The following is a 25,680-nucleotide window of genomic DNA, read 5'->3' on the forward strand; positions in this document are numbered from 1 at the left end:
CCTATCTGGCAGACGGTGGCAGGCATTGCAGCCGCGACACGCAAAAGCCGTTATCATAGCCGCCTGTTTGCCAACCTTGCCATGGACACCATGACCGAGAACGACTATCTGACCGCTTGGGGCCTTTACGCCTTCGCCGCTTTGGGCTGCCTGTTGGTGTGGTGGCGCATGACCCGCTGGATCTGGCGCTGGCTGCGCGAGCCCCTGCAATTGCTGATGGCGGTGTTGCTGCTCAGCCCGACCATTGTCGACCCGGTCAAGACCCAGTTTGCGCCGGCCGTGGCCATTACCGCCCTGGACCTGGTGCTCAAGGTCGGCAACAACGCCTGGCGCGCCATTTCCGACCTGTTCATGTACACGATGATCGTGTTTGCCCTGTACATCGTGTTTGTGCTGATCCGCTGGCCCATCGAGCGCGCCGCCAACGCTCGCCGTGAGCGCAAGGCGGCTGCGGATGCGGCCTTGGCCGCCGAGCCGGAAGAAGACGACGAACCGTTCCGTCGTCCGGCGCCTGCCGGTGGTATGCGGGTCGAACCGCGCCTTTAACGTTGTCTGCCCTGCAGCGAGAGCCCTGGCATGTGTGAATTATTGGGCATGAGTGCCAACGTCCCCACCGATATCGTGTTCAGCTTTACCGGGCTGATGCAGCGCGGTGGGCGCACTGGCCCGCACCGCGACGGCTGGGGCATTGCCTTCTATGAAGGCCGTGGCCTGCGCCTGTTCCAGGACCCGGCTGCCAGTAGCGAGTCGGAAGTCGCATTGCTGGTTCAGCGTTACCCCATCAAGAGCGAAGTGGTGATCGGCCATATCCGCCAGGCCAATGTGGGCAAGGTCAGCCTGGCCAATACTCATCCGTTCGTGCGCGAGCTGTGGGGGCGTAACTGGTGTTTTGCCCACAACGGCCAACTGGCGGACTTCAATCCCCGCGCCACCTTCTACCGCCCGGTGGGCGATACCGACAGCGAAGCGGCGTTCTGCGACTTGCTCAACCGTGTGCGCGAAGCCTTCCCCGAGCCGGTGGACATCGAACAGGTGCTGCCCGACCTGATCGCCGCCTGCGCCGAATACCGCAGCAAGGGCGTATTCAACTGCCTGCTCAGCGATGGCGACTGGCTGTTCTGCTATTGCTCGACCAAGCTGGCACAGATCACCCGGCGGGCGCCTTTTGGCCCGGCGCGCTTGAAAGATGTCGACGTGATCGTCGATTTTCAGGCCGAAACCACCCCCAATGATGTGGTAACGGTGATCGCCACCGAGCCGTTGACCGACAACGAAAACTGGACCCGCTACGAACCGGGCCAATGGAGCCTGTGGCGACGCGGTGAATGTGTCAGCCAGGGCGTTACCGAGTAAGGAATCGAGCATGTTGCTTAGCTATCTGCGGTTGGTGCTGTTTGCCGTTGGCTTGTTGGTCGGCGTGCAGGTGCCGGGGTTTATCAATGACTACGCCAAGCGCGTCGAAGCCCACTTGATCGAGGCCCAGACCGGCTTGCGCGGTTTCGAGTCCACGGCGCAGCAGTTTTTCAACGGTGATATGCAAGCCTTGGTGGCGCATTACCGCGCCAGCGATGACCCGGTATTCCAGAGCGACGCCAGCAGCCTGGGCGCTATGCTCGATCGCCAACTCGAGTTGGACAAGCAATACCAGGCCATGCAAGGCCCGTGGTACATCCGTGCCCTGCAAGTGGCGGTGGCTGCCGACCCGGATATCCGTTCGGAGACCTGGAATGGCTACAGCTACCAGATTCTGCTGACGCCTGAAGCCATGGGCTGGGGCCTGGGCGGGGCGATGCTGTTGTCGTTCGGCATCGAGTGCCTGTACCGCTTGATCGACTGGGTGGTGTTAGGCGGCCGGCGCCTGCGCCAGAGCCGGCCCATCGAAGAACGGGACCTCAAGGGCCTCTAACGACCCACTGATCGTTCCCACGCTCCGCGTGGGAATGCTTTTTCTGACGTTCCGCGTCGCGCTTGGAGGCGCAGAGCGCCCTAGGCTGCGTTCCCACGCAGAGCATGGGAACGATTAATCGGGTTTATGCAGTTGCATGCGTTCTGCACCGACTTGCTCGGCATAGCGGGCGACGACTTTCTGGCACAACCCCACAATTTCCTCCACCAACTCCACTCCTACGCGCCACGACACCACCACCTGCAAGTTCGGCAGGCGCTGGGCCATTGGCAGCATCACCAATTCCCCTCGCTCCAGCTCTTCGCTCACCAGCACCGGCGGCAGTGCGCCGATACCGAAGCCATCGCGCAGCAACCGGGTAATCGCTGACACCGAGTTCACGCAGTTCATGCGCGGTGCGGCCACGCCATTGGCCTGCATCAAACTCAACACGTCCTGATGCGGGTGAGAGTTTTTCGAGTAGGTGATGATGCGCTCCTGGGCCAGTTCGGCGAGGGAGGCGTAGTCGCGGTTGTAGATCGACTGGCTGGCCACGATCCAGGCCATGGGGTGGCTGGCCAGTTCCAGGCTGCGCACGGTTTCCAGGCGCAGCAGGTCGGTTTGCAGGATCAGGTCAAGGAAGCCTTTTTGCAACTGATCGCTGAGGTTCAGCGCGGTATCGGCGATCAACTCGATCTCTACCAGCGGGTACAGCTTCATCAGTTCAGCGACCAGCGGGCTCAGCCAGGTGTGGATCACCGTGTCCATCGCGCCGATCCGAATGCGCCCGACCTTGCTGCTGGTGGTCTCCAGGGACTGCTTCAAGCCCTGCATGGTCACCATCATCTGCTCTGCATAGTCGAGCACTTTCAAGCCTTCCGGCGTCAAGCTCACGCCACGCGAATCACGCAGGAACAGCTTCACCCCCAACTCGCTTTCCAGCACCGCAATGCGGCTGGAAATCGAGGCCTGGGTGGTGAACAGCTTCTCGGCCGTGAGCCGGAAGCTCTTGAGCCTGGCCACCCAGACGAAGGTTTCGAGGAACTTCAAATTCATGGGATCAACTTTTTCTTATGCATGAATCGGTTTTTATTAGTTGGACGTCGCACCGGGCAAGCGCCAAAAATCGAGCCGTTCCACGATAAGCGTCGTTGGGGTGCCAGGACAAGTTGCGAGTTCTGTGTAATAAATCCCACACTACAAAAAAACAAAACCTACAGGAGCGACCACCGTGAGCCGCCTGCTACTGAACTGCGACATCGGCGAAAGCTTTGGCAACTGGACCATGGGTCTGGACGCCGAAGTCATGCCGTTCATTGATTGCGCCAACGTGGCCTGCGGCTTCCATGCCGGCGACCCGAGCATCATGCGCAAGACCGTCAGCCTGGCGTTCAAGCACGGCGTACAAGTGGGCGCCCACCCGGCCTACCAGGACCTGCAAGGCTTCGGCCGGCGCTCCATGAATTACACGCCGCAGGAAATCCAGGACCTGTTGCACTACCAGATCGGCGCGCTGGATGGCATCTGCCGCGCTCAGGGCGGGCGCGTCAGCTATGTGAAACCCCATGGTGCGATGTACAACGACATGATGGCCAACCCCGCGCAGTTGCGTGCGGTGATCCAGGCCGTGGCCGCCTACGGCGACCTGCCGCTGATGCTGCTGGCCACCCGGGATAACCGCGCGGCCCAAGCGTTGGGTGATGAATACGGGGTGACGCTGTGGTTCGAAGCCTTTGCCGACCGTGCCTATGACAGCAACGGCCATCTGGTTTCCCGCCAGTTGCCCGGCGCGGTGCACCACGACAGCGAAACCATTGTGCAGCAGGCCTTGACCCTTTCCCGTGGCGAATCGCTGATTGCCAGCGACGGCAGCTCATTGGTACTCCAGGCCAATACCCTGTGTGTGCATGGCGACAACGCCAGCTCGGTGGCTGCCGTGCAGCGTATCCGCGAAGCGTTGAAAACAGCATGAACCCACGCATCGAAGTGGTGGCGATCGACTGCCTGATGGTGCGCCTGTTTGACGTGATCGCCGAGCCCAACATGCCGTGGATGCTCGCGGCTACCGAGCGCTTGCGCAATGGCTTTGGCTTGGCATTGGTGGACCTGGTGCCGTCCTACACCACCTTGATGGTGCATTACGATCTCACTGCGCTAACCCCGGCCCAGGCCCGGGCGCTGATTGACCAGGCCCTTACCGACCTGCAACCCCAGGCCCAGGGCAGCGGCCAATGCCATGTGTTGCCAGTGTGGTACGACCTGAGTGTCGGCCCGGAACTGACCTTGCTGTCCCAGCGCAGCGGGCTGGCCGTGGAGGAGGTGATCCGCCGCCACAGCGCCCACGAGTACCAGGTATTCGCCCTGGGCTTTGCCCCTGGGTTTGCCTTTATGGGGCTGGTGGACGAAGTGCTCGCCACCCCACGCCTCAACACGCCGCGCAAACGCGTGGCCGCTGGCAGTGTCGGTATCGCCGAACGGCAAACCGCTGCGTACCCGGTGGTGTCCCCGGGCGGCTGGAACCTGATCGGCCGCACCCCGGCCAAACTGTTCGACCGGGAGCGCGACGGCTACAGCCTGATGCAACCCGGCGACACGGTGCGCTTCGCCTCGGTCAGCCACGCCGAATTCATCCACTTGGGTGGCGACGACACGCCGCTGGAGGCGCAAGCATGAGCCGCTTGATCATCGAGGCCAGCACGCCACTGTGCCTGTTGCAGGACGCCGGTCGTTTTGGTGTACGCCACCTGGGCGTGACCCAGGGCGGCGCGCTGGATTGGGTGTCGATGTCCTGGGCCAACTGGCTTTTGGGCAATGCCCTGGATGCCCCGGTGGTGGAAATTACCCTGGGGGGCTTTACCGTACAGGCTGAGGATTATTGCCTGCTGGCCTTGGCCGGTGCGGACCTGGGCGCCTATGTCGATGAGCGGGCGATAAGCCCCGGTCGCAGTTTTATCCTGCAAAAGGGCCAGCGACTGCGCTTCACTCAGCCGTGCAATGGGGCACGCGCTTATCTGGCCGCGCCCGGTGGCTTTGATGCGCAGGCGGTACTGGGCAGTTGTGCCACGGTCGTGCGCGAAGCGTTGGGCGGGGTGGACGGTTGCGGCAAGGCACTGGCCCAAGGCGGGCGGTTGGCCTATTCCGGTACGGGCGGTGCAATGAAGGTGCTGGCCAACCCGGATGTGCAATCCGGTGCATCACTGGACGTGATCGTCGGCGCGCAGATAGGCCAGTTCAGCGGGCAGAGTTTGTTTGATGCCTTCAACGCCGAATGGTCTCTGGACAGCCGTGCCGACCGTATGGGCGTGCGTTTGCTCGGCACGCCGTTGCAGTATCAGGGGCCGTCGTTGATTTCCGAAGGGATACCGTTGGGCGCGATCCAGGTGCCCCCGGATGGGCAGCCGATTGTGTTGCTCAATGACCGGCAGACGATCGGTGGTTATCCGCGGTTGGGCGCGTTGACGCCTTTATCCTTGGCGCGGCTGGCGCAGTGTTTGCCGGGGGAGAAAGTCCGGTTGGCCCCGGTGGTGCAGGAAACAGCGCATCGGCAGCACATAGAGTATTTACGCAGGTTTTCAGCGTAAGTGGGTTTTAAAGATGAGTCCTACGACATTGCAGAATTTTGTCGTCTTTGCCCCAGCGCACAGCCATGCAAGCCTTGATTGGCTTATTCACTATCAGGCTTTGCTATGCGCTATTTGAAGATATATGCCCAGGATGTACTCGATAACGATATTCCGGATGTGGTCTATCTGGAGTTTTATGACACCGCCCAAACCCCCGCGCTTGTGCATCGGGCAACGGCATTTGATATTACTGACGATGGCCAGTTTGACTGGATTATTGCGGATGATCTCAATCAAGACGGCATTGTCGACAAGGTTGACCGGGAGATGGCACTGGAGTTTTCCCAGCTGTTTCTGGCTTTCCAGTGGTTCAGTCTCGATGAGCCCTTTGACAAATACCTGAAGGTGTTTGCCGGCGACTTCGATGACAACGGGATTCCTGATACGGTACGGCTGCACTTCCACCATGGCGAGGGAGACCCTCGAGATGAAACCATCGTCTATTCGGCGGCGGTATACAGCGACGGGAATGGTCAAGGGGCCAGTGTTTCGATCAATCAGGATGTGAACAACGACGGGAAAGTAGACCGCCAGGATTCTGAACTGATCAAACAGTTCGCTGCGCTCTTTCTCAGGTTTTCCTGGATCGACAACGAGCACTGCTGAGTGCCGTGCCTGTAGCCGTTAGCATCGGCTACAGGCCAGGGTTCACTTGGATAGAAAACGCATGCCCTCTTCAAGCCCGCGCAGCGTCAGCGGATACATTTGATCCTCCACCAACTCCCGCACAATCCCCGTCGACGCCGTATAGCCCCAGGTATCTTTCGGGTAAGGGTTAATCCAGATCAGCTTCTTGTACTTGGCCATGAAACGCTGCATCCACACATACCCGGGCTCCTCGTTCCAATGCTCGACGCTGCCACCGGCCTGGGTGATTTCATAGGGCGCCATGGCTGCATCGCCGATAAAAATCACTTTGTAGTCGGCGCCGTATTTGTGCAGCAGGTCTTGGGTGGAGGTGCGTTCGGAAGTACGGCGCTGGTTGTTCTTCCACACCGATTCGTACACGAAGTTGTGGAAGTAAAAATATTCCAGGTGCTTGAACTCGGTCTTGCACGCGGAGAACAGCTCCTCGCAGATCTTCACGTGGGCATCCATCGAGCCGCCGATGTCGAACAGCAGCAACAGCTTGATAGTGTTACGCCGTTCGGGGCGCATCTGGATATTCAGCAAGCCGGCATCGCGGGCGGTGTGGTCAATGGTGCCGTCGATATCCAGCTCTTCGGCCGCGCCCTGGCGCGCAAACTTGCGCAGGCGGCGCAGGGCGATCTTGATGTTGCGCGTGCCCAGTTCCACCTGGTCGTCGAGGTTCTTGTACTCGCGCTGGTCCCAGACTTTCACCGCCTTGCCCTGACGCTTGCCGGCGTCACCGACGCGAATGCCTTCGGGGTTGTAGCCGCCAGAACCAAAGGGGCTGGTGCCGCCGGTGCCGATCCACTTGTTGCCACCGGCGTGGCGTTCTTTCTGTTCTTCCAGGCGTTTCTTGAACTCCTCGATCAGCTTGTCGAGGCCACCCAGGGACTGGATCTGCGCGCGTTCCTCATCGCTCAAGGAACGTTCGAATTCCTTGCGTAGCCATTCTTCGGGGATCAGCGCCTGCAGGTGGTCGTCGAGCTTTTCCAGGCCGTTGAAATAGGCGCCGAAGGCCCGGTCGAACTTGTCGAAATGCCGCTCGTCCTTGACCAGGATCGCCCGGGCCAGGTAGTAGAACTCGTCCATGTCGGCGAAGGTCACGCGCTGTTTGAGCGCGTTGATCAGGTCGAGCAGCTCGCGCACCGACACCGGTACCTTGGCGGCACGCATTTCGTTGAACAGGTTGAGCAGCATCAGCGATTACCGCGACGGCTCATGAACGCCAGACGCTCCAGCAACTGCACGTCTTGCTCGTTCTTCACCAGGGCGCCAGCCAGGGGAGGGATGGCCTTGGTCGGGTCGCGCTCGCGTAGCACTGCTTCGCCAATATTGTCGGCCATCAGCAGCTTGAGCCAGTCGACCAGCTCGGAGGTGGAAGGTTTTTTCTTCAGGCCCGGCACCTTGCGCACATCGAAGAACACGTCCAGCGCTTCGCTGACCAGGTCTTTCTTGATGTCCGGGTAGTGCACGTCCACGATCTTTTGCAGGGTGGTGCGGTCGGGGAAGGCGATGTAGTGGAAGAAGCAGCGGCGCAGGAACGCGTCCGGCAGCTCTTTTTCGTTGTTGGAGGTAATGATGATGATCGGGCGCTTCTTGGCTTTGATGGTCTCGTCGATTTCGTAGACGTAGAACTCCATCTTGTCGAGTTCTTGCAGCAGGTCGTTGGGGAACTCGATGTCGGCCTTGTCGATTTCATCGATCAGCAGGATCACCCGCTCTTCGGACTCGAAGGCTTCCCAGAGTTTGCCCTTCTTCAGGTAGTTGCGCACGTCGTGGACCTTTTCCACGCCCAGTTGCGAGTCACGCAAGCGGCTCACTGCGTCGTACTCGTAGAGGCCCTGATGCGCCTTGGTGGTGGACTTGATGTGCCAGGTGATTAGCTTGGCGCCGAAGGATTCGGCCAGTTGCTCGGCAAGCATGGTCTTGCCGGTGCCCGGTTCGCCCTTGACCAGCAATGGCCGTTCCAGGGTGATGGCGGCGTTGACGGCCAGTTTCAGGTCATCGGTAGCCACATAGGCCTGGGTGCCTTCGAACTTCATCGGTCATTCCTCGAATTCATCAATGGCCTGACTATACCGCGCAGCCCCGGCGACTGTGAACGCAGACGGGGCATTCAGTCTCTGAATGGCGGGTCACATCAGCCCTGGCCCATGCAGGAAGTGTGGGAGCTGGCTTGCCTGCGATGACGGTGTATCAGTGACAGATGAGTTGGCTGACCCACCGCCATCGCAGGCAAGCCAGCTCCCACAGGGTTAATCAGCGCTGGGCTTGGGCTGTTCGTAACGAGCATTGAACGCCTGGATGAACCCATTGCGCAGAATCGCGATCACCGCAGAAAACGCACTGACATTTTGCTGATGCACGCTACCGCTCAGCTCCACACGGGTGGCGAACTGGTTTTTACGCTGGTTTTTCAGCACGGTTTCGCTGGCGCCCACCACGGCTTCCCAGATCGAACGGAAGATATTCTTGTCCTGGTTTTCAACGTCTTGTTGCCAGTCGAACACCTCCACATCACGCAGCAGTGGCTTGATGTAGCCGGTGAGCTGGCCATTTTCAGCCTGGGCTTCGATCACCACATCACCCGTGCCTGCCTTGAAGTCGAACTTGCCATAGGCCGATGCAAAGTCGTTCATGCGTTTGAGTTGCAGGTCGCGGGCGCGGAAGCGGAACTCGAACTCTTCGAAATCGCTCAGCGGGTCAAAGGTGGCGTTGGCTTCCAGGGGCGCCTGGCCTTGCAGCAGTGCCTTGCCTTCAAAGCGTGCATCGCGCTTGCCTTTGACATCCAGCACATTGGTCAGGTTATAGAAGCTGGCGTTGACCCCGGTGGCGTTGATGTTCACCTGGGGCTTGGAGCTGAAGTTATGGAAGGCGATCTCGCCGTCTTCGATGCGCACTTCATTGAGGGTAATCGGCAGCAGCTTGCGCAGTTGTTCCTGCCAATCGGTGCCTTTACCGGTCTGGGACGCCTGCTTGTTGGCCCCGCCATCGACGAAGTTGATCTGCGGGCGCACAAAATGCCCCTCGGCCACGACGGCGTGGTCGTACCAGAGTGAATGCCAGCTCACGGCGAACTCGATCAGCGGCGCCTTGACGAACGGTACCGGGACCTTGCCGTCCACCTTGACGATTTGCAGGCCGTTGATCCGGTAGGCGCCGCGCCATAGCGCCAGGTCCACATCGGCAATCTCGCCACGGTAATCGCCCATGTTGGCGAGTTTGTCGTTCAGGTAGTTGCGCACCAGGTAGGGCAGCGCGATGTGCACGGCAATCAGGACCAGCACCAGAGCGGCGATTGTCCCTAACGGCCAACTGTAGCGACGTTTCATTGGGCAGTTCTCCTAGCTTGTAGGGGATTGACTGTTCTGATCGTCGCAACGTTCCTCCTTCTGGACGCTTGGGAGCACGAGGCATACCCTTGGGGCCTTTCCCAAAGTCTCGACAACAGGAATCGTCATGAGCCGCATCTTCGCAGACAACGCGCACTCCATCGGTAATACGCCTCTGGTTCAGATCAACCGCATCGCACCGCGTGGCGTGACGATCCTGGCCAAGATCGAAGGGCGCAACCCGAGTTATTCGGTCAAGTGTCGCATTGGCGCCAGCATGGTCTGGGATGCAGAAAGCAGCGGCAAGCTCAAGCCGGGCATGACCATTGTCGAGCCGACTTCGGGCAACACCGGTATCGGCCTGGCGTTTGTCGCCGCCGCCCGTGGCTACAAATTGCTGCTGACCATGCCGTCGTCCATGAGCCTTGAGCGCCGTAAAGTGCTCAAGGCTCTGGGCGCCGAACTGGTGCTGACCGAGCCGGCCAAGGGCATGAAGGGCGCCATCGACAAGGCTGCCGAGATCGTCGCCAGCGCCCCGGCCACCTACTTTATGCCGGCCCAGTTCGATAACCCGGCAAACCCTGCGATCCACGAGAAAACCACCGGCCCGGAAATCTGGAACGACACCGATGGCGCCGTGGACGTGCTGGTGGCAGGCGTGGGGACCGGCGGCACGATCACCGGAGTATCACGCTATATCAAGAACACGGCGGGCAAGCCGATTCTGTCGGTGGCCGTGGAACCCATGGTTTCCCCGGTGATCACCCAGGCCTTGGCGGGTGAAGAGATCAAACCCAGCCCCCACAAGATCCAGGGTATCGGCGCCGGATTCGTGCCGAAAAACCTCGACCTGTCGATGGTCGACCGCGTGGAGCTGGCGACCGACGAGGAGTCCAAAGCCATGGCCCGACGCTTGATGCTGGAAGAAGGCATCTTGTGCGGGATCTCCTGTGGCGCCGCCATGGCCGCGGCCGTGCGCCTGGCCGAGAAGCCGGAGATGCAGGGCAAGACTATTGTGGTGATCTTGCCGGACTCCGGTGAGCGCTATCTGTCGAGCATGTTGTTCAGCGATTTGTTTACCGAGCAGGAAAACCAGGCCTGATCTTAAGGGCAACCCTGTGGCGAGGGAGCTTGCTCCCGCTGGGTTGCGCAGCGGCCCCATTATTCTGGGAGCGCTTCGCACTCCAGCGGGAGCAAGCTCCCTCGCCACAAGGTTGATGTATGTCACCCGGTCGGTCTGGGCCTTCTGCATAATGGCTCAAGTGTTTATCATGGCCGGCTGTTACGTCTGGTTTCCCATTGACGGAAATTTGCTGGCCAGGCGCTTATTTCCAGGAGTTGCTGCATGACCTTTTCTTTGGCCGCCAAACTGTCGGTGTTGCTGCTGTTCATCGGCAGCACGCTGTATGTGCACCTGCGTGGCAAGGCCCGTTTGCCGATGTTGCGTCAGTTCGTCAACCATTCGGCGCTGTTCGCCCCATATAACGCCCTGATGTACCTGTTTTCCGCGGTGCCGTCCAAGCCCTACCTGGACCGCAGCAAGTTCCCGGAACTGGATGTGCTCAAGGACAACTGGGAAGTGATCCGCGAAGAGGCCATGCACCTGTTCGACGAGGGCTACATCCGCGCCGCCGAAAAGAACAACGACGCCGGTTTCGGTTCGTTCTTCAAGAAGGGCTGGAAGCGTTTCTACCTCAAGTGGTACGACAAGCCGCTGCCATCGGCCGAGGCGCTGTGCCCCAAGACCGTGGCGTTGGTGAGCAGCATCCCTAACGTCAAGGGCGCGATGTTTGCGCTGTTGCCGGGCGGCAGTCACCTCAACCCGCACCGCGACCCGTTTGCCGGTTCCCTGCGTTATCACCTGGGGCTGTCCACGCCGAACTCCGACGACTGCCGTATCTTCGTCGACGGCCAGGTCTACGCCTGGCGCGACGGTGAAGACGTGATGTTCGATGAAACCTACGTGCACTGGGTGAAAAACGAAACCGAACAGACCCGTGTGATCCTGTTCTGCGACATCGAGCGGCCACTGAGCAACCGCGTGATGACCCGCATCAACCGCTGGGTCAGCAAGCAACTGGGCCGCGCAACCGCACCGCAGAACCTCGATGACGAGCGCGTGGGCGGCATCAACCAGGCGTACGCCTGGAGCAAGACCTTCAGCGACAAGTTCAGCGGCCAGGTCAAACAGTGGAAGCGCAAGCATCCCAAAGCCTACCGCATTGCGCGGCCGGTGCTGGCGGTGGTGGTGCTGGTGCTGCTCTGGAAGTGGCTGTTCGGCTAAACCGCACACCGTAAAAAGGCGCTGTATCGAAAGATACAGCGCCTTTTTCATGCCTGGAATGTGATCAAGACTGTGGGAGCTGGCTTGCCTGCGATGGCGGAGTATCAGCTATAAAAATGTTGGCTGACCCACCGCTTTCGCAGGCAAGCCAGCTCCCAACTTTGATCTGCGTTGCTCTTAAGACGCTATCAACTGGCGCAGCACGTAGTGCAGAATCCCACCGGCCTTGAAGTACTCCACTTCATTCAAGGTATCAATCCGGCACAGCACCTCAACCTTCTCGCTGCTGCCATCCTCCCGCGTGATCACCAGCGTCAGGTTCATTCGCGGCTCGATCTCGGCAGCTGTCAGTCCGAGGATATCGATCTTCTCCTTGCCGGTGAGCTTGAGTGTCTTGCGGTTCTGATCCAGCTTGAACTGCAACGGCAACACGCCCATGCCTACCAGGTTGGAGCGGTGGATACGCTCGAAGCTCTCGGCGATCACCGCCTTGACGCCCAGCAGGTTAGTGCCCTTGGCTGCCCAGTCGCGGCTGGAGCCGGTACCGTATTCCTGGCCAGCGATCACCACCAGCGGTGTGCCCGAGGCCTGGTACTTCATGGCGGCATCGTAGATCGCCATTTTCTCGCCCGTAGGGATATACAGCGTGTTACCGCCTTCTTCGCCGCCGAGCATTTCATTGCGGATACGGATATTGGCGAAGGTGCCGCGCATCATCACTTCATGGTTGCCCCGGCGTGAGCCGTAGGAGTTGAAGTCACGCGGCTCCACGCCCTGTTCGCGCAGGTAGCGCCCGGCCGGGCTGTCGGCCTTGATATTGCCGGCAGGGGAGATGTGGTCGGTGGTTACCGAGTCCCCCAGCAGGGCCAGCACGTTGGCGCCCTTGACGTCCTCGATCACCGGCAGCGGGCCAGCAATGTCGTCGAAGAACGGCGGGTGCTGGATGTAGGTGGAATCCTGCTGCCATACGTAGGTGGCTGCCTGCGGTACTTCAATGGCTTGCCATTGCTCGTCGCCGGCAAACACTTCGGCATATTCCTTGTGGAACATGCTGGTGCTGACTTGGGCCACCGCTTCGGCGATTTCCTGGCTGCTGGGCCAGATGTCCTTGAGGTACACCGGATTACCCTGCTGGTCATTGCCCAGCGGCTCGCTGCTGATGTCGATGCGCACGGTACCGGCCAGCGCGTAGGCGACGACCAGGGGTGGCGAGGCCAGCCAATTGGTTTTCACCAGTGGGTGCACGCGGCCTTCGAAGTTACGGTTGCCGGACAGCACCGAGGCCACGGTGAGGTCGGCCTTCTGGATGGCTTTTTCGATCGGCTCGGGCAGGGGCCCGGAGTTGCCGATACAGGTGGTGCAGCCGTAGCCCACCAGGTCGAAGCCAAGCTTGTCCAGGTACTGGGTGAGGCCCGCAGCCTTGTAGTAGTCGGTGACCACTTTGGAGCCCGGCGCCAGGGAGCTTTTCACCCAGGGCTTGCGGGTCAGGCCTTTTTCCACGGCTTTTTTCGCCACCAGCCCGGCCGCCATCATCACGCTGGGGTTGGAAGTGTTGGTGCAGGAGGTAATCGCGGCGATCACCACCGCGCCGTTTTTCAGGCGATAGGTGTTACCTTCGTATTCATAATCCGCCTCGCCGACCAGGTCGGCATTGCCCACGGCAACGCCGCCTCCGCCTTCGCTTTCCAGGCGGCCTTCTTCTTTGCTGGTGGGCTTGAATTGCAGGTCGAGAAAATCGCTGAACGCTTGGCCTACATTCGGCAGGGCGACGCGGTCCTGGGGGCGTTTGGGCCCGGCAAGGCTGGCCTCGACAGTGCCCATGTCCAGGGCCAGGGTATCGGTGAAGACCGGCTCCTGGCCGGCGTTGCGCCACAGGCCCTGGGCCTTGGTATAGGCTTCCACCAGCTTGACCGTCTCAGCCGGGCGGCCGGACAGGCGCAGGTAGTCCAGGGTCACCTCATCCACCGGGAAAAAGCCACAGGTCGCGCCATATTCCGGTGCCATGTTGGCGATGGTCGCGCGGTCGGCCAGGGGCAAATCGGCCAGCCCGTCGCCGTAGAACTCCACGAACTTGCCCACCACGCCTTTCTTGCGCAGCATTTGCGTGACGGTCAGCACCAGGTCGGTGGCGGTAATGCCTTCCTTGAGCTTGCCGGTGAGCTTGAAGCCGATCACTTCCGGGATCAGCATCGACACCGGCTGGCCAAGCATCGCCGCCTCGGCTTCGATCCCGCCCACGCCCCAGCCCAATACGCCGAGGCCGTTGATCATGGTGGTGTGGGAGTCGGTGCCGACCAGGGTGTCGGGGAAGGCGTAGGTGCGGCCGTCTTCCTCTTTGGTCCACACGGTGCGGCCCAGGTATTCGAGGTTGACCTGGTGGCAGATGCCGGTGCCCGGCGGTACCACGCTGAAGTTGTCGAAGGCGCTCTGGCCCCAGCGCAGGAAGGCGTAGCGTTCGCCGTTGCGCTGCATCTCGATATCGACGTTCTGCTCGAAGGCGCTGGTGCTGCCAAACTTGTCGACCATCACCGAGTGGTCAATCACCAGATCCACCGGTGACAGCGGGTTGATGCGCTGTGGGTCACCCCCGGCCTTGGCCACGGCAGCGCGCATGGCGGCCAGGTCGACCACGGCGGGTACCCCGGTAAAGTCTTGCATCAGCACGCGAGCGGGGCGGTACTGGATCTCGCGGTCGGACTGGCGTTCTTTGAGCCAGGCGGCGATGGCCTTGAGGTCGGTGCCGGTGACGGTCTTGGCGTCTTCCCAGCGCAGCAGGTTTTCCAGCAGCACCTTGAGGGACATCGGCAGCTTGTCCAGGTCACCCAGGCTCTTGGCGGCTTCGGGCAGGCTGAAGTAGTGGTAGGTTTTGCTGTCTATTTGCAGTGTCTTAAGGGTTCTCAGGCTATCAAGGGATGACATTACATGACTCCTTATGGTCCGCACGGCTACGGACCTGACGGGACGAACAGAGCTATCACGTTAGCGCTGTTTTCATTAGCAGGCTAATAACTGGACTCTATCGCTGAGTCCAAGGTTCCGAACTCGGCTATCATGCGCGCGTTTTCATGACAGGTATTGCGATAGCGCAACGCCGGTTGATTCACCAGGAGATTCAATGAACACCCTTTTTATGCACTGCCGCCCGGGTTTTGAAGGCGAAGTCTGTTCCGAGATCGCGGAGCACGCTGCGCGCCTGAACGTTTCCGGCTACGCCAAGGCCAAGACCGGCAGCGCCTGCGCCGAATTTGTCTGCACCGAAGAAGACGGCGCCCAGCGCCTGATGCACGGCCAGCGCTTTGCCGAGCTGATCTTCCCCAGGCAGTGGGCGCGCGGGGTGTTTATCGACCTGCCGGAAACCGACCGCATCAGCGTGATCCTCGCCCACCTGCGCGAGTTTCCGCTGTGCGGCAGCTTGTGGCTGGAGATGGTCGACACCAATGACGGCAAGGAACTGTCGAACTTCTGCAAGAAATTCGAAGTGCACCTGCGCAAAGCCCTGCTTAACGCCGGCAAGCTGGTGGACGACCCAAGCAAGCCGCGCCTGCTGCTGACCTTCAAGAGCGGCCGCGAAGTGTTCATGGGCCTGGCCGAGTCGAACAACTCGGCGATGTGGCCCATGGGCATCCCGCGCCTCAAGTTCCCGCGTGATGCGCCCAGCCGCTCGACCCTCAAGCTGGAAGAGGCCTGGCACCACTTCATCCCCCGTGACCAGTGGGACGAACGCCTGCACGGCGACATGACCGGCGTCGACCTCGGCGCAGCACCGGGCGGCTGGACCTGGCAACTGGTCAACCGTGGCATGCTGGTGACCGCCATCGACAACGGCCCCATGGCCGAAAGCCTGATGGACACCGGCCTGGTGCAACACCTGATGGCCGACGGCTTCACCTTCGTGCCCAAGCAGCCGGTGGACTGGATGGTCTGCGATATCGTCGAGAAACCTGCGCGCAACGCGGCACTCTTGGAAACCTGGATTGGCGAAGGGCATTGCCGCGAGGCGGTGGTGAACCTGAAGTTGCCGATGAAGCAGCGTTACGCCGAGGTGAAGCGCCTGCTGGAGCGCATCGAAGAGGGCTTCAAGGCGCGCGGCATTCGTGTGGAGATCGGCTGCAAGCAGCTCTACCACGACCGCGAAGAAGTGACCTGTCACCTGCGCCGCCTGGTAGACGTAAAGAAATCCAAAGGCCGCTGATATTAAATGTGGGAGCTGGGTTGCCTGTGAAAGCGGTATAACAGTCGAAGTTTATGTTGAATGTGCCCCCGTCATCGCGGGCAAGCCCGCTCCCACATTGTTGAGCGGTGCCAGTTTTAGGAGTGAAGTATGAGTCTTGAACAGCCTGTCGACGGCACCCTCGACGCCACCGGCCTCAACTGCCCGGAACCTGTGATGATGCTGCACCAGCACATCCGCGACCTGCCGGCGGGCGGCCTGCTCAAGGTCATCGCGACCGACCCGTCGACCCGTCGCGATATCCCCAAGTTCTGCGTGTTTCTCGACCATGAACTGGTGCGTCAGCAGGAAGATGCTGGCACCTACCTGTACTGGATCCGCAAGAAAGCCGATTAAGCCTGCGCCTTTTCGGCCCGAATGCGTCGGCGTGCACTGCGCGCCAGGCGCACCACCAACATCCCCGCCGCACAGCTCAAGCCCACGATCAGCCCTTGCCATAAACCGCTCGGGCCGCTGGGCTCGCCGAGCCAGTTTGTCAGGCCCAGGGCGTAACCTACCGGCAGGCCCACGCCCCAATAGGCGAACAAGGTCAGCACCATGGTCACCCGGGTGTCCTGGTAGCCGCGCAATGCGCCGGCGGCGGTGACCTGGATCGAGTCAGAGAACTGGAACAGCGCCGAGAACACGATCAGCATCGACGCCAGGTGGATCACTACCGGGTCGGGGGTGTAGATCGCTGCAATCTGCTCGCGAAACAACAGCATCAAGCTGCAGGAAAAGCAGGCATACGCCAGTGCGGTGCCCATGCCGACGCCGGCGGCGAAGCGTGCTTCCCGAGGTTCGCCGCGCCCCAGCGCCTGGCCGACGCGCACGGTGACGGCCATGCTCAGGGAATAGGGGATCATGAACACCAGGGAGCTGACGTTCAGCGCGATCTGGTGACCGGAGACCACCGTGGCGCCCAGGCTGCCGATCAACAAGGCGATCACCGCAAAAATACTCGATTCGGCAAAGATCGCCACGCCTATCGGCAGGCCAATGCCCAACACGCGCTTGATCACCGCCCACTGCGGCCAGTCGAAGCGCTTGAACAATTCGCTGCTTTGATAGGCCGCGCCCCAGCGCGTCCAGATGGCCAGTCCGATCATCATCACCCACATCGCAATCGCGGTAGCCCAGCCACAACCCACGCCGCCCATGGCCGGTACGCCCAAGTGGCCGTAGATGAAGATGTAGTTCAGCGGAATATTCAGCGCCAAGCCGCACAAGCCCATGACCATGCTCGGCCGTGTGCGGCCCAGGCCGTCACTGAAACAGCGAAACACGTAGTACAACGCCACCGCCGGCATACCGGCGGCGATGCCGTGCAGGTAGCCCATGGACGGCTCGATCAAGTCGGGTTCGACCTTCATCGCATGCAGGATCGGCTCGGCGCATAGCAACAACAGCGCCCCTGCGATGCCAACCACGACGGCCAGCCACAATGACTGACGCACCAAGGGCCCGATCTCGCTGAACTGGCCCGCACCGTAGCGCTGGGCGACTTTCGGCGTGGTGGCAAGCAGAGTGCCGGTCATCAACAGGTACACCGGGATCCAGATCGAATTACCCAGGCCCACCGCCGCCAGGTCCTGCGGGCTCACGCGCCCGGCCATCACCGCGTCGACGAAGCTCATCGCGGTGGTGGCCAGTTGGCCGATCATGATCGGCAAGGCCAGCGTCAGCAGGCCGCGCACTTCCCGGCTGATGCGGGCGGGGCGGGAGAGGGTAGCGGTGGCAGTGTTCACGTACAGGTGTCCAATAGAAAGGCAGTCGCAAGGACGGCGGATTCTACGCGTTGACGCAGCGGTCAGGAAAAAACCTGTGTTAGGGATTTGTAAGCGATGCGCCCGGGCCAGCGCTGACCCCTGTGGGAGCTGGCTTGCCTGCGATGCGGGCACCTCGGTCCATCAGGCAAACCGGGTCGATGCAATCGCAGGCAAGCCAGCTCCTACACAGGATCTTCTGTACACTGCCAATCCGCCAAAGGAGCCTGCCATGCTGATTGTTGCCGACGAAAATATCCCGCTGCTCGATGCATTCTTCGAAGGGTTTGGCGAGATTCGCCGCGTGCCCGGCCGTTCCATCGACCGCGCCACCGTCGAGCAGGCCGATGTACTGCTGGTGCGCTCGGTGACCAACGTCAACCGTGCCTTGCTTGAGGGCAGTAACGTGCGCTTTGTCGGCACCTGCACCATCGGCACCGACCACCTGGACCTCGACTACTTCAAGCAAGCGGGTATCCAGTGGTCCAGCGCGCCCGGCTGCAATGCGCGTGGGGTGGTGGACTACGTGCTTGGCAGCTTGCAGACCCTGGCTGAAATCGAAGGCGCTGACCTCAAGCAGCGCACCTACGGCATTGTCGGCGCGGGTGAAGTCGGCGGGCGTTTGGTCAAGGTGCTCAAGGGCCTGGGTTGGAATGTGTTGGTGTGCGATCCGCCGCGCCAGATTACCGAGGGCAGTGATTACGTCAGCCTGCAGCAGATCATCGAGCAATGTGACGTGATCAGCTTGCATACGCCGCTGATCAAGTCCGGCAACGGTTCTACCTGGCACCTGCTTGATCGCCAGCGCCTGGAACAGCTCAAGCCGGGCACATGGCTGATCAATGCCAGCCGGGGTGCGGTGGTGGATAACGCGGCCCTGCGCGAGGTGTTGCTGGCGCGCGAAGACCTGCAAGCGGTGCTGGACGTGTGGGAAGGCGAGCCCGAGGTGGACGTCGACCTGGCTGACCTGTGCGTGCTGGCCACGCCCCATATCGCCGGTTACAGCCTTGATGGCAAGCAGCGTGGCACTGCGCAGATTTACCAGGCGCTGTGCGCGCACCTGGGCCATGAACCGAGTATTCGACTGAGTGATTTGCTGCCGGCCCCCTGGCTGGCCGAGATGCACCTGCATCCTGAGACTGACCCGGCCTGGGCGCTGGCGACCTTGTGCCGCAGTGTGTACGACCCACGCGGTGACGACGCGGATTTCCGTCGCAGCCTGGTGGGTACCGTGCAGGAGCAGCGCCAGGCCTTCGACCTGCTGCGCAAGCATTACCCGGAACGTCGCGAGATCGATGGCTTGAAGGTGCGCATCAAGGGGGAGTCGGCGGTGCTGTCACAGATCGTGACTGCTCTGGGTGCCGAACACCTATAACTGTAGGAGCGAGCTTGCTCGCGAAAAACGTCAACGATAACGCAGCGTTTCTGATTTAACGCGGCGCCCGCATGTTTTTCGCGAGCAAGCTCGCTCCTACAGGGGGCACAAAAAACCCGGCCACCTGGGCCGGGTTTGAAAGAGCGTGGGCGCTTCAGCCTTGCTGGGCAGGCTTGACCAGTCGCTGTTCCAGCTCGCTGCAGGCTTGCTGGATCATGTCCTCGGTAATCGGCACTTCGCGCCCATTGGAGTCAATGAATGAGCAGCGTAGATTGGCTTGATGCTCAATGCGGATTACTTCCACTTTGTCGGTGCTGCTAGTCTGCAAGGTCATGGCCTGTCTCCTCATCAGGTTGTGTACCTACTTTAATTCCCCCACATGAACGCGCTGTTACAACTCCTTACACGCTCGTCGGTTCGAACACCCAGTCCACCAGAAACCGGTACATATTTCCAGATGAGTCTTAGACCGATAGCCTCTAGGGGCCTGCATCGGTGGGCATAATTAACCTGACTCATTGTTATTTGTGCAAGTTCCCCCAATGTTGATGGATAGACTCTCCATTGGTGATCCTTCCATGTTCTCAATCCGTCAACGCCGTGCGATTCGCCTGGCCAGCCGCTTTATCGCGCCCTACCGCTGGCAGGCGCTTGGCGCACTGTTGGCGCTGATCGTCACCGCTGGCATCACCTTGTCCATGGGGCAGGGCATACGCCTGTTGGTGGACCAGGGCTTCATGACCCAGTCGCCGCATCTGCTCAACCAGTCTATAGGCCTGTTCATGCTGCTGGTGCTCGGCCTGGCCGTGGGCACCTTCACGCGGTTTTACCTGGTGTCGTGGATTGGCGAGCGGGTGGTGGCCGATATTCGCCGGCAGGTGTTCAATCACCTGATCTACCTGCACCCCGGCTTTTACGAGAACAACCGCAGCTCGGAAATCCAGTCGCGGCTGACCACCGATACCACCTTGCTGCAATCGGTGATCGGCTCATCACTGTCGCTGTTTCTGCGCAACGCCCTGATGGTGATCGGCGGCATCGTGTTGCTGTTTATCACTAACCCCAAGCTCACCAGCATCGTGGTGGTGGCGTTGCCGCTGGTGCTGGCGCCGATTCTGATCTTCGGGCGCAGGGTGCGCAGTCTGTCGCGTTTGAGCCAGGACCGTATCGCGGACGTCGGCAGCTATGTCGCCGAGACGCTGGGCCAGATCAAGACCGTGCAGGCCTATAACCATCAGGTGCAGGACGAACAGCGCTTCGCCGTTACCGTCGAGGACGCCTTTGTCACGGCACGTAAACGCATCTTGCAGCGTTCCTGGCTGATCACCCTGGTGATCATGCTGGTGCTCGGCGCGGTAGGCGTGATGCTGTGGGTGGGCGGCATGGACGTGATCAGCGGACGCATTTCCGGCGGTGAGCTGGCGGCGTTCGTGTTCTACAGCCTGATTGTCGGCAGCGCCGTCGGCACCCTGAGCGAAGTGCTTGGCGAGTTGCAGCGTGCCGCCGGGGCAGCCGAGCGTATCGGTGAGCTGTTGCAGTCAGGCAACGAGATCCAGGCGCCGACCACAGGCGGCGTACGTTTGCCGGAACGCGTCAGTGGCCGCATGGAACTGCAGGACCTACGCTTTTCCTATCCTTCGCGACCGGACAGCTACGCCATCGACGGCTTGAACCTGACCATCAACCCGGGCGAAACCCTGGCGTTGGTAGGGCCGTCCGGTGCGGGCAAGTCGACGATTTTCGATATGCTGCTGCGCTTCTACGACCCCCAGCAAGGCCGCATCCTGCTCGAAGGCCAGCCGCTGACCGAGCTTGACCCGTTAGACCTGCGGCGCCACTTCGCTCTGGTGTCCCAGAGCCCGGCGTTGTTCTTCGGCAGCGTCGAGGACAATATCCGCTACGGCAACCCCTCTGCCACCATCGCCCAGGTAGAAGCCGCCGCCCGAATCGCCCACGCCCACGACTTCATCCTGAAAATGCCCGACGGCTACCAGACCCATTTAGGTGAAAGTGGCCAGGGCCTCTCCGGCGGCCAGCGCCAACGCCTGGCCATCGCGCGCGCCTTGCTGGTCGACGCGCCGATCCTGCTGCTGGACGAAGCCACCAGCGCCCTCGATGCCCAGAGTGAACACCTTATCCAGCAAGCGCTGCCGCAGCTGATGCAGGGGCGCACCACGCTGGTGATCGCCCACCGTTTGGCCACGGTGAAGAATGCCGACCGCATTGCGGTGATGGACCAGGGAAAGCTGGTGGCGGTGGGCACGCATCAGCAGTTGACTGCGAGCAATCCGCTGTATGCGCGGTTGGCGGCGTTGCAGTTCAGTGATGGAGATGAACAGGTGAATCAGCGCCCATAAAAAATGCCCGCATCTTTCGATGCGGGCAATGAAACCTCTGTAGGAGCGAGCTTGCTCGCGAAAAACTCACAGGCGCCGAGTTTATCCAGGAAGCACGCGTTAGCGTTGACGTTCTTCGCGAGCAAGCTCGCTCCTACTGGTCGTCGAAGTACCGCTCATGCCAATCCACCAAAGGCTGTGGTGAGTTGAGCTTCTGCCCGTAGATCACCGAATAAGACAGCACGTTCTGCACATACTGGCGGGTTTCGTCGAAGGGGATGCTTTCCACCCATACGTCGAAACTCAGGTGGTCTGCGCCGCGCAGCCATTGGCGCACGCGGCCTGGGCCGGCGTTGTAGGCAGCGGAGGCGAGCACGCGGTTGCCGTTGAACTGGCTGTGAACCTGGCTCAGGTAAGCAGCGCCGAGCTGGATGTTTTTATCCGGGTCCAGCACCTGGGCCGGGGAGGCCAGGGGGATGCTGAACTTGCGTGCGGTTTCCTTGGCGGTGCCGGGCATCAGTTGCATCAGGCCGCTGGCGCCGACGCCGGAGCGGGCATCGTCCATGAACGCGCTTTCCTGGCGGGTGATGGCAAAGATCCAGCTGGAGTGCAGGCCACGTACCTTGGCTTCGCGCACCAGGGTGTCGCGGTGGGCCATCGGGAAGCGGATGTCCAGATCGTCCCAGTACTGCGCCTGGCTGATGGTGCGGATGGCCGGAAAGTACCACTTCATGTCGTAGGCCAACTTGGCCTGGGCGACCATCTCGTCACGGTTGAAATGACGACTGACGTGGTACCACTCACGGCGACCGTCGACGATCTGGCCACGGGCGTAGAATTCCAGGGCACGCCGCACCCCAGGGGTATTGCGCACCTTGTTGACCAGCGCCTGGCTCATCACCAGCGGCTTGTTGTTCAACTGGTAAGGAGATTTGGAGCGGTCAGCGGCGAGGAAACCGTAGAAGTCCCGCTCCTTGGCCACGTTTTTGTACAGGACCAAGGCTTGCGGGTTCTTCGGCTCGGCCAGCTCCAGGCTGCGTGCCTGCCAGTAGCGCCAACGGTTGGTGGTGGCCAGGTCCTGTGGGAGTTTGCGGGTCAACTGGTAGGCGTCTTCCCAGCGCGCCAGGCGCAACAGCAGGCGCAGACGCCACTCTGAAACCGTATTGTCGCGCAACTCGGGGTCGTACTTGGTCATGACCTCCAGCGCGCGCGGGTCGAAGCGCTTGGCCAGGGTCAAGCCGATCTCGCGGGCAATCGACACCTTTTCGTCACGGGAGAAGTGCATGCTGCTGGCGTAGCCATCGAGCAGCGACATGGCTTTGTCCGGATCCTGGCGCGCCAGGCGACGCAGGCCCAGGCCCACGGCGTCAGACATGGCCTCGGTGGCCGGCTGGAAGCGTGACGGGTCGCTGAGCATGTCTGGCTTCTGTGCCACATCCACCATCAGGCGGCCCTGGGCGCCAAGGGTCGGCAGGGTTTTCACCAGGCTGTTGGCCAGCGCGTAATTACGCGCTTCGGCGGCGAGCTTGGCGCGGTCCCAGATCTTCTGCTCGGTGAGTTGGCCGGCAGCGGCCCATTGGCCAAACGTGACGTCACAGGCGGCTGGCTGGGATTTGCCGGTCATCCACAGTTTTTCGGCGGTCTTGTAGCCTTCGGCCTTCAGGTTGTGGCTGAGCTGGTATTGGCCATGCAGGCAGTCCAGCTCGACGAAATTGAGCTTGGTGTCGTAGTACTTTTCAAAAGTCTGCCAATCGCCGCGTTCGGCCAGCCAGCGCAGCCAACGCAGTTTCATCCAGTTGGCCTGGGGCAGGTCGCCGTGTTTGGCGAGGAATTGTTCGATTTCCTCGTTACTTGCGGTTTTCAGGCGCGCGGTCAGTTCGTCATAGGCCAGATAGGGCGTGAGCGGGTAGTCGGCCAGGGCCTGGCTGTATTGCATGTAAGGGCCGGTGTCGCCCTTGGCCAGGGCGCGTTTGGCTTGATCGTAATACTGGCGTTGAGTGGTGAGATCCACCGCCTGGGCGGATTGAACGGCAGTGGCGGAAAGGAGCAGACAAGACAAAAAGTTGAAAAGGCGACTGCGCATGAGACGTCCGTGCAGAGAAATCACGACTAGCACCGGCACCGCCGACACTGATTGCCCCTAGCTTAGCCTTTTGCCAGCGGCCCGCGAAAGCTTTGCCGGCTGGTTCGTTCAAGTTCGCCGGAAATGTCCTACAGAGCGTGTCTATACAGAAAATCCCGACCGCATCCCACCTTCAACTCAGGTAGAATGCGCGCCCAGTTTTTGGAGAAGCGTATGACCCTGCTCAAATTCAGCGATGTGTCCCTTGCTTTCGGCGCCATGCCGTTGTTGGACAAGGTGTCCTGGCAGATCGCCCGTGGTGAGCGGGTGTGCATCATCGGCCGCAACGGCACCGGCAAGTCCAGCATGATGAAGCTGGTAAAAGGCGACCAGAAGCCCGATGACGGCTCTGTCTGGCGTGCCCCGGGCCTCAAGATCGGCGAATTGCCGCAAGAATTGCCGGTGGCCGACGGACGGACAGTGTTCGACGTGGTAGCCGAAGGCCTGGACGGCGTAGGCGAGTTGCTCGCGCAATACCATCACCTGGCACAGAACTGCGTCACCGAAGAAGACCTGGACAAACTGATGCACGTCCAGCAAGACCTCGAAGCCCGTGATGGCTGGCGCTTGCAGCAACTGGTGGACAGTACCCTGAGCCGACTGCAACTGCCGGCCGACAAGACCCTCGCCGAATTGTCCGGTGGCTGGCGTCGTCGCGTGCTGCTGGCCCAGGCCCTGGTGTCCGAGCCGGACCTGCTGCTGCTCGACGAACCGACCAACCACCTGGACATCGGCGCCATCGCCTGGCTTGAAGAGGCCATCAAGGACTTCCAGGGCGCCGTCCTGTTTATCACGCACGACCGTGCATTCCTGCAGAGCCTGGCCACGCGCATCCTCGAGCTGGACCGTGGCGGCCTGATCGACTGGAACGGCGACTACGCCAGCTTCCTGGTGCACAAGGAAGCCGCCCTGGCGGCCGAAGAAACCGCCAACGCGCTGTTCGACAAGAAGCTGGCCCAGGAAGAAGTCTGGATCCGCCAGGGCATCAAGGCCCGTCGCACCCGTAACGAAGGCCGCGTGCGTGCCTTGAAAGCCTTGCGCGTCGAGCGCAGTGAGCGCCGCGAGCGTACCGGCAAGGCCAATATCCAGCTCGATACTGCCGACAAGTCGGGCAAGCAAGTGATGGTGCTGGAGAACGTCAGCTTCCATCACCCGGACGGCCCGTTCCTGATCAAGGACTTCTCCATGGTCCTGCAGCGTGGCGATCGTATCGGCCTGCTGGGCGCCAACGGTACCGGCAAGACCACCTTGCTCAAGCTGATGCTCAGCGGTCTGCAACCGACCAGCGGCAAGGTAGAGGAGGGCACTCGCATCGACGTGGCCTACTTTGACCAGTTGCGCCACCAGTTGGACCTGGAAAAGACCGTGATCGACAACGTCGCCGAAGGTCGCGACTTTATCGACATCGACGGCCAGAGCCGCCACGTACTCAGCTACCTGGGCGACTTCCTGTTCAGCCCGCAACGTGCGCGCACGCCGGTCAAGGCTCTGTCTGGTGGTGAGCGCGCGCGCCTGCTGCTGGCCAAGCTGTTCAGCAAGCCGGCCAACCTGCTGGTGCTCGACGAACCGACCAACGACCTCGACGTGGAAACCCTGGAACTGTTGGAAGAGGTCTTGCTGACCTTCAACGGCACCGTGCTGATGGTCAGCCACGACCGGGAATTCCTCGACAACGTGGTCACCAGCACCCTGGTTTTCGAAGGCGAAGGCAAGGTGCGCGAATACGTGGGCGGTTATCAGGACTGGCTGCGTCAGGGCGGCTCGCCGCGCCTGCTGGGCGTGACCGAGAGCAAGTCGGGCAAGGCCGACCTGAACACGGCGGTGGTGGCTCCGGTCGCTGCCGAAACGCCTGCACCGGCTGCTGAAGGTGCGCCTGCCAAGAAAAAGCTCAGCTACAAGTTGCAGCGTGAACTGGAAGCCTTGCCAGGCGATATCGATGCCAAGGAACAGCAGATCGCTGCGGTCGAAGCGGAAATGGCTGACGCCGGCTTCTACTTGCGCCCTGCGGCAGAAACCGCCAAGGTCATCGCCTCTCTGGAGACGCTGAACCAGGAGCTGGAAGCGTTGGTTGAGCGTTGGGCCGAGCTGGATGGCTGACTGATCGACCCGCAATAAAA

22 protein-coding genes are annotated in these 25,680 nt (G+C 61.1%); 14 read left to right on the top strand and 8 right to left on the bottom strand.

What is annotated here, in order from left to right:
- Positions 1-15 precede the first annotated feature (15 nt).
- From OC445_RS04755 to OC445_RS04765, 3 genes are read left to right on the top strand one after another with little or no spacing between them, the layout of a single operon-like run.
- A complete protein-coding gene (locus tag OC445_RS04755; protein WP_236281693.1) occupies positions 16-546 on the top strand; it encodes an MFS transporter in 531 nt (176 codons plus the stop codon).
- Positions 547-576: 30 nt separating this feature from the next.
- Positions 577-1,353 carry a class II glutamine amidotransferase gene (locus OC445_RS04760; RefSeq protein ID WP_003189615.1) on the top strand — a complete coding sequence of 259 codons (777 nt, stop codon included), beginning with the start codon at positions 577-579 and terminating at the stop codon, positions 1,351-1,353.
- A gap of 10 nt (positions 1,354-1,363) precedes the next feature.
- Complete coding sequence (locus OC445_RS04765) at positions 1,364-1,906, top strand: DUF2937 family protein (protein WP_034126628.1); 543 nt, start codon at positions 1,364-1,366, stop codon at positions 1,904-1,906.
- A 114-nt stretch (positions 1,907-2,020) separates the two neighbouring features.
- Here OC445_RS04765 and OC445_RS04770 read toward each other — a convergent pair whose 3' ends face one another.
- Positions 2,021-2,941: a LysR family transcriptional regulator gene (locus OC445_RS04770; protein ID WP_057975685.1), complete on the bottom strand. Its 921-nt coding sequence runs from the start codon at positions 2,939-2,941 to the stop codon at positions 2,021-2,023.
- Between the two features lie 175 nt (positions 2,942-3,116).
- Between OC445_RS04770 and OC445_RS04775 the strand changes: the two genes are divergently transcribed.
- From OC445_RS04775 to OC445_RS04790, 4 genes are all read left to right on the top strand, one after another.
- A complete protein-coding gene (locus OC445_RS04775) occupies positions 3,117-3,857 on the top strand; it encodes a 5-oxoprolinase subunit PxpA (RefSeq protein WP_057975686.1) in 741 nt (246 codons plus the stop codon).
- The gene (locus OC445_RS04780; RefSeq protein WP_057975687.1) at positions 3,854-4,558 is read left to right on the top strand and encodes a 5-oxoprolinase subunit B family protein; all 705 of its coding nucleotides are present in this window, start codon (positions 3,854-3,856) and stop codon (positions 4,556-4,558) included. Before OC445_RS04775 ends, OC445_RS04780 begins: the two co-directional genes overlap by 4 nt.
- Positions 4,555-5,466, top strand: a complete 912-nt coding sequence (locus tag OC445_RS04785; RefSeq protein ID WP_057975688.1) for a biotin-dependent carboxyltransferase family protein — start codon at positions 4,555-4,557, stop codon at positions 5,464-5,466. The genes OC445_RS04780 and OC445_RS04785 overlap by 4 nt, the downstream gene beginning before the upstream one ends.
- A 105-nt stretch (positions 5,467-5,571) precedes the next feature.
- Positions 5,572-6,114, top strand: coding sequence for a hypothetical protein (locus OC445_RS04790; RefSeq protein WP_054919976.1), 543 nt, complete (start codon positions 5,572-5,574; stop codon positions 6,112-6,114).
- Between the two features lie 42 nt (positions 6,115-6,156).
- On the opposite strand, the gene OC445_RS04795 is transcribed toward OC445_RS04790, so the two are convergent.
- The 3 genes from OC445_RS04795 to OC445_RS04805 all read right to left on the bottom strand — a co-directional run bounded on the left by OC445_RS04795 (position 6,157) and on the right by OC445_RS04805 (position 9,470).
- A complete protein-coding gene (locus OC445_RS04795; RefSeq protein WP_003189625.1) occupies positions 6,157-7,335 on the bottom strand; it encodes a vWA domain-containing protein in 1,179 nt (392 codons plus the stop codon).
- A complete protein-coding gene (locus OC445_RS04800; protein ID WP_198791491.1) occupies positions 7,335-8,180 on the bottom strand; it encodes an AAA family ATPase in 846 nt (281 codons plus the stop codon). The genes OC445_RS04795 and OC445_RS04800 overlap by 1 nt, the downstream gene beginning before the upstream one ends.
- A gap of 213 nt (positions 8,181-8,393) precedes the next feature.
- Positions 8,394-9,470, bottom strand: coding sequence for a DUF748 domain-containing protein (locus OC445_RS04805; protein ID WP_198791492.1), 1,077 nt, complete (start codon positions 9,468-9,470; stop codon positions 8,394-8,396).
- A gap of 127 nt (positions 9,471-9,597) precedes the next feature.
- Here OC445_RS04805 and cysK point away from each other — a divergent pair, with 127 nt between their 5' ends.
- The gene (gene cysK, locus OC445_RS04810) at positions 9,598-10,572 is read left to right on the top strand and encodes a cysteine synthase A (protein WP_186526614.1); all 975 of its coding nucleotides are present in this window, start codon (positions 9,598-9,600) and stop codon (positions 10,570-10,572) included.
- A gap of 243 nt (positions 10,573-10,815) precedes the next feature.
- Positions 10,816-11,754 carry an aspartyl/asparaginyl beta-hydroxylase domain-containing protein gene (locus OC445_RS04815; RefSeq protein ID WP_005786126.1) on the top strand — a complete coding sequence of 313 codons (939 nt, stop codon included), beginning with the start codon at positions 10,816-10,818 and terminating at the stop codon, positions 11,752-11,754.
- Between the two features lie 177 nt (positions 11,755-11,931).
- On the opposite strand, the gene acnA is transcribed toward OC445_RS04815, so the two are convergent.
- Positions 11,932-14,673 (bottom strand): aconitate hydratase AcnA, encoded by a 2,742-nt coding sequence (gene acnA, locus OC445_RS04820; RefSeq protein WP_054898800.1) that lies wholly within the window; start codon positions 14,671-14,673, stop codon positions 11,932-11,934.
- 196 nt (positions 14,674-14,869) lie between these two features.
- Here acnA and rlmM point away from each other — a divergent pair, with 196 nt between their 5' ends.
- Complete coding sequence (gene rlmM / locus OC445_RS04825; RefSeq protein WP_054919968.1) at positions 14,870-15,946, top strand: 23S rRNA (cytidine(2498)-2'-O)-methyltransferase RlmM; 1,077 nt, start codon at positions 14,870-14,872, stop codon at positions 15,944-15,946.
- Between the two features lie 129 nt (positions 15,947-16,075).
- Positions 16,076-16,321, top strand: coding sequence for a sulfurtransferase TusA (tusA, locus tag OC445_RS04830; RefSeq protein ID WP_054919964.1), 246 nt, complete (start codon positions 16,076-16,078; stop codon positions 16,319-16,321).
- Here tusA and OC445_RS04835 read toward each other — a convergent pair.
- Positions 16,318-17,712: an MATE family efflux transporter gene (locus tag OC445_RS04835; RefSeq protein WP_014717502.1), complete on the bottom strand. Its 1,395-nt coding sequence runs from the start codon at positions 17,710-17,712 to the stop codon at positions 16,318-16,320. The genes tusA and OC445_RS04835 overlap by 4 nt on opposite strands.
- A gap of 250 nt (positions 17,713-17,962) precedes the next feature.
- Here OC445_RS04835 and pdxB point away from each other — a divergent pair, with 250 nt between their 5' ends.
- Positions 17,963-19,105 (top strand): 4-phosphoerythronate dehydrogenase PdxB, encoded by a 1,143-nt coding sequence (gene pdxB, locus OC445_RS04840; protein WP_198791493.1) that lies wholly within the window; start codon positions 17,963-17,965, stop codon positions 19,103-19,105.
- 154 nt (positions 19,106-19,259) lie between these two features.
- Here the strand turns inward: pdxB and OC445_RS04845 are convergent, their stop codons facing one another.
- Entirely contained in the window at positions 19,260-19,439 is a 180-nt protein-coding gene (locus tag OC445_RS04845; RefSeq protein ID WP_262019979.1) for a PA1571 family protein, read from the bottom strand.
- Between the two features lie 214 nt (positions 19,440-19,653).
- Between OC445_RS04845 and OC445_RS04850 the strand changes: the two genes are divergently transcribed.
- Positions 19,654-21,462 carry an ABC transporter ATP-binding protein/permease gene (locus OC445_RS04850; protein WP_262019980.1) on the top strand — a complete coding sequence of 603 codons (1,809 nt, stop codon included), beginning with the start codon at positions 19,654-19,656 and terminating at the stop codon, positions 21,460-21,462.
- Positions 21,463-21,595: 133 nt separating this feature from the next.
- On the opposite strand, the gene OC445_RS04855 is transcribed toward OC445_RS04850, so the two are convergent.
- The gene (locus tag OC445_RS04855; protein ID WP_034126641.1) at positions 21,596-23,524 is read right to left on the bottom strand and encodes a transglycosylase SLT domain-containing protein; all 1,929 of its coding nucleotides are present in this window, start codon (positions 23,522-23,524) and stop codon (positions 21,596-21,598) included.
- 213 nt (positions 23,525-23,737) lie between these two features.
- On the opposite strand from OC445_RS04855, the gene OC445_RS04860 reads away from it, so the two are divergent.
- Positions 23,738-25,660: an ATP-binding cassette domain-containing protein gene (locus tag OC445_RS04860; RefSeq protein ID WP_054898794.1), complete on the top strand. Its 1,923-nt coding sequence runs from the start codon at positions 23,738-23,740 to the stop codon at positions 25,658-25,660.
- Positions 25,661-25,680 lie beyond the last annotated feature (20 nt).

The sequence above is a fragment of the Pseudomonas sp. Pse35 genome (assembly GCF_024519715.1).
In the GTDB taxonomy this organism is placed as follows: Bacteria; Pseudomonadota; Gammaproteobacteria; order Pseudomonadales; family Pseudomonadaceae; genus Aquipseudomonas; species Aquipseudomonas paracarnis.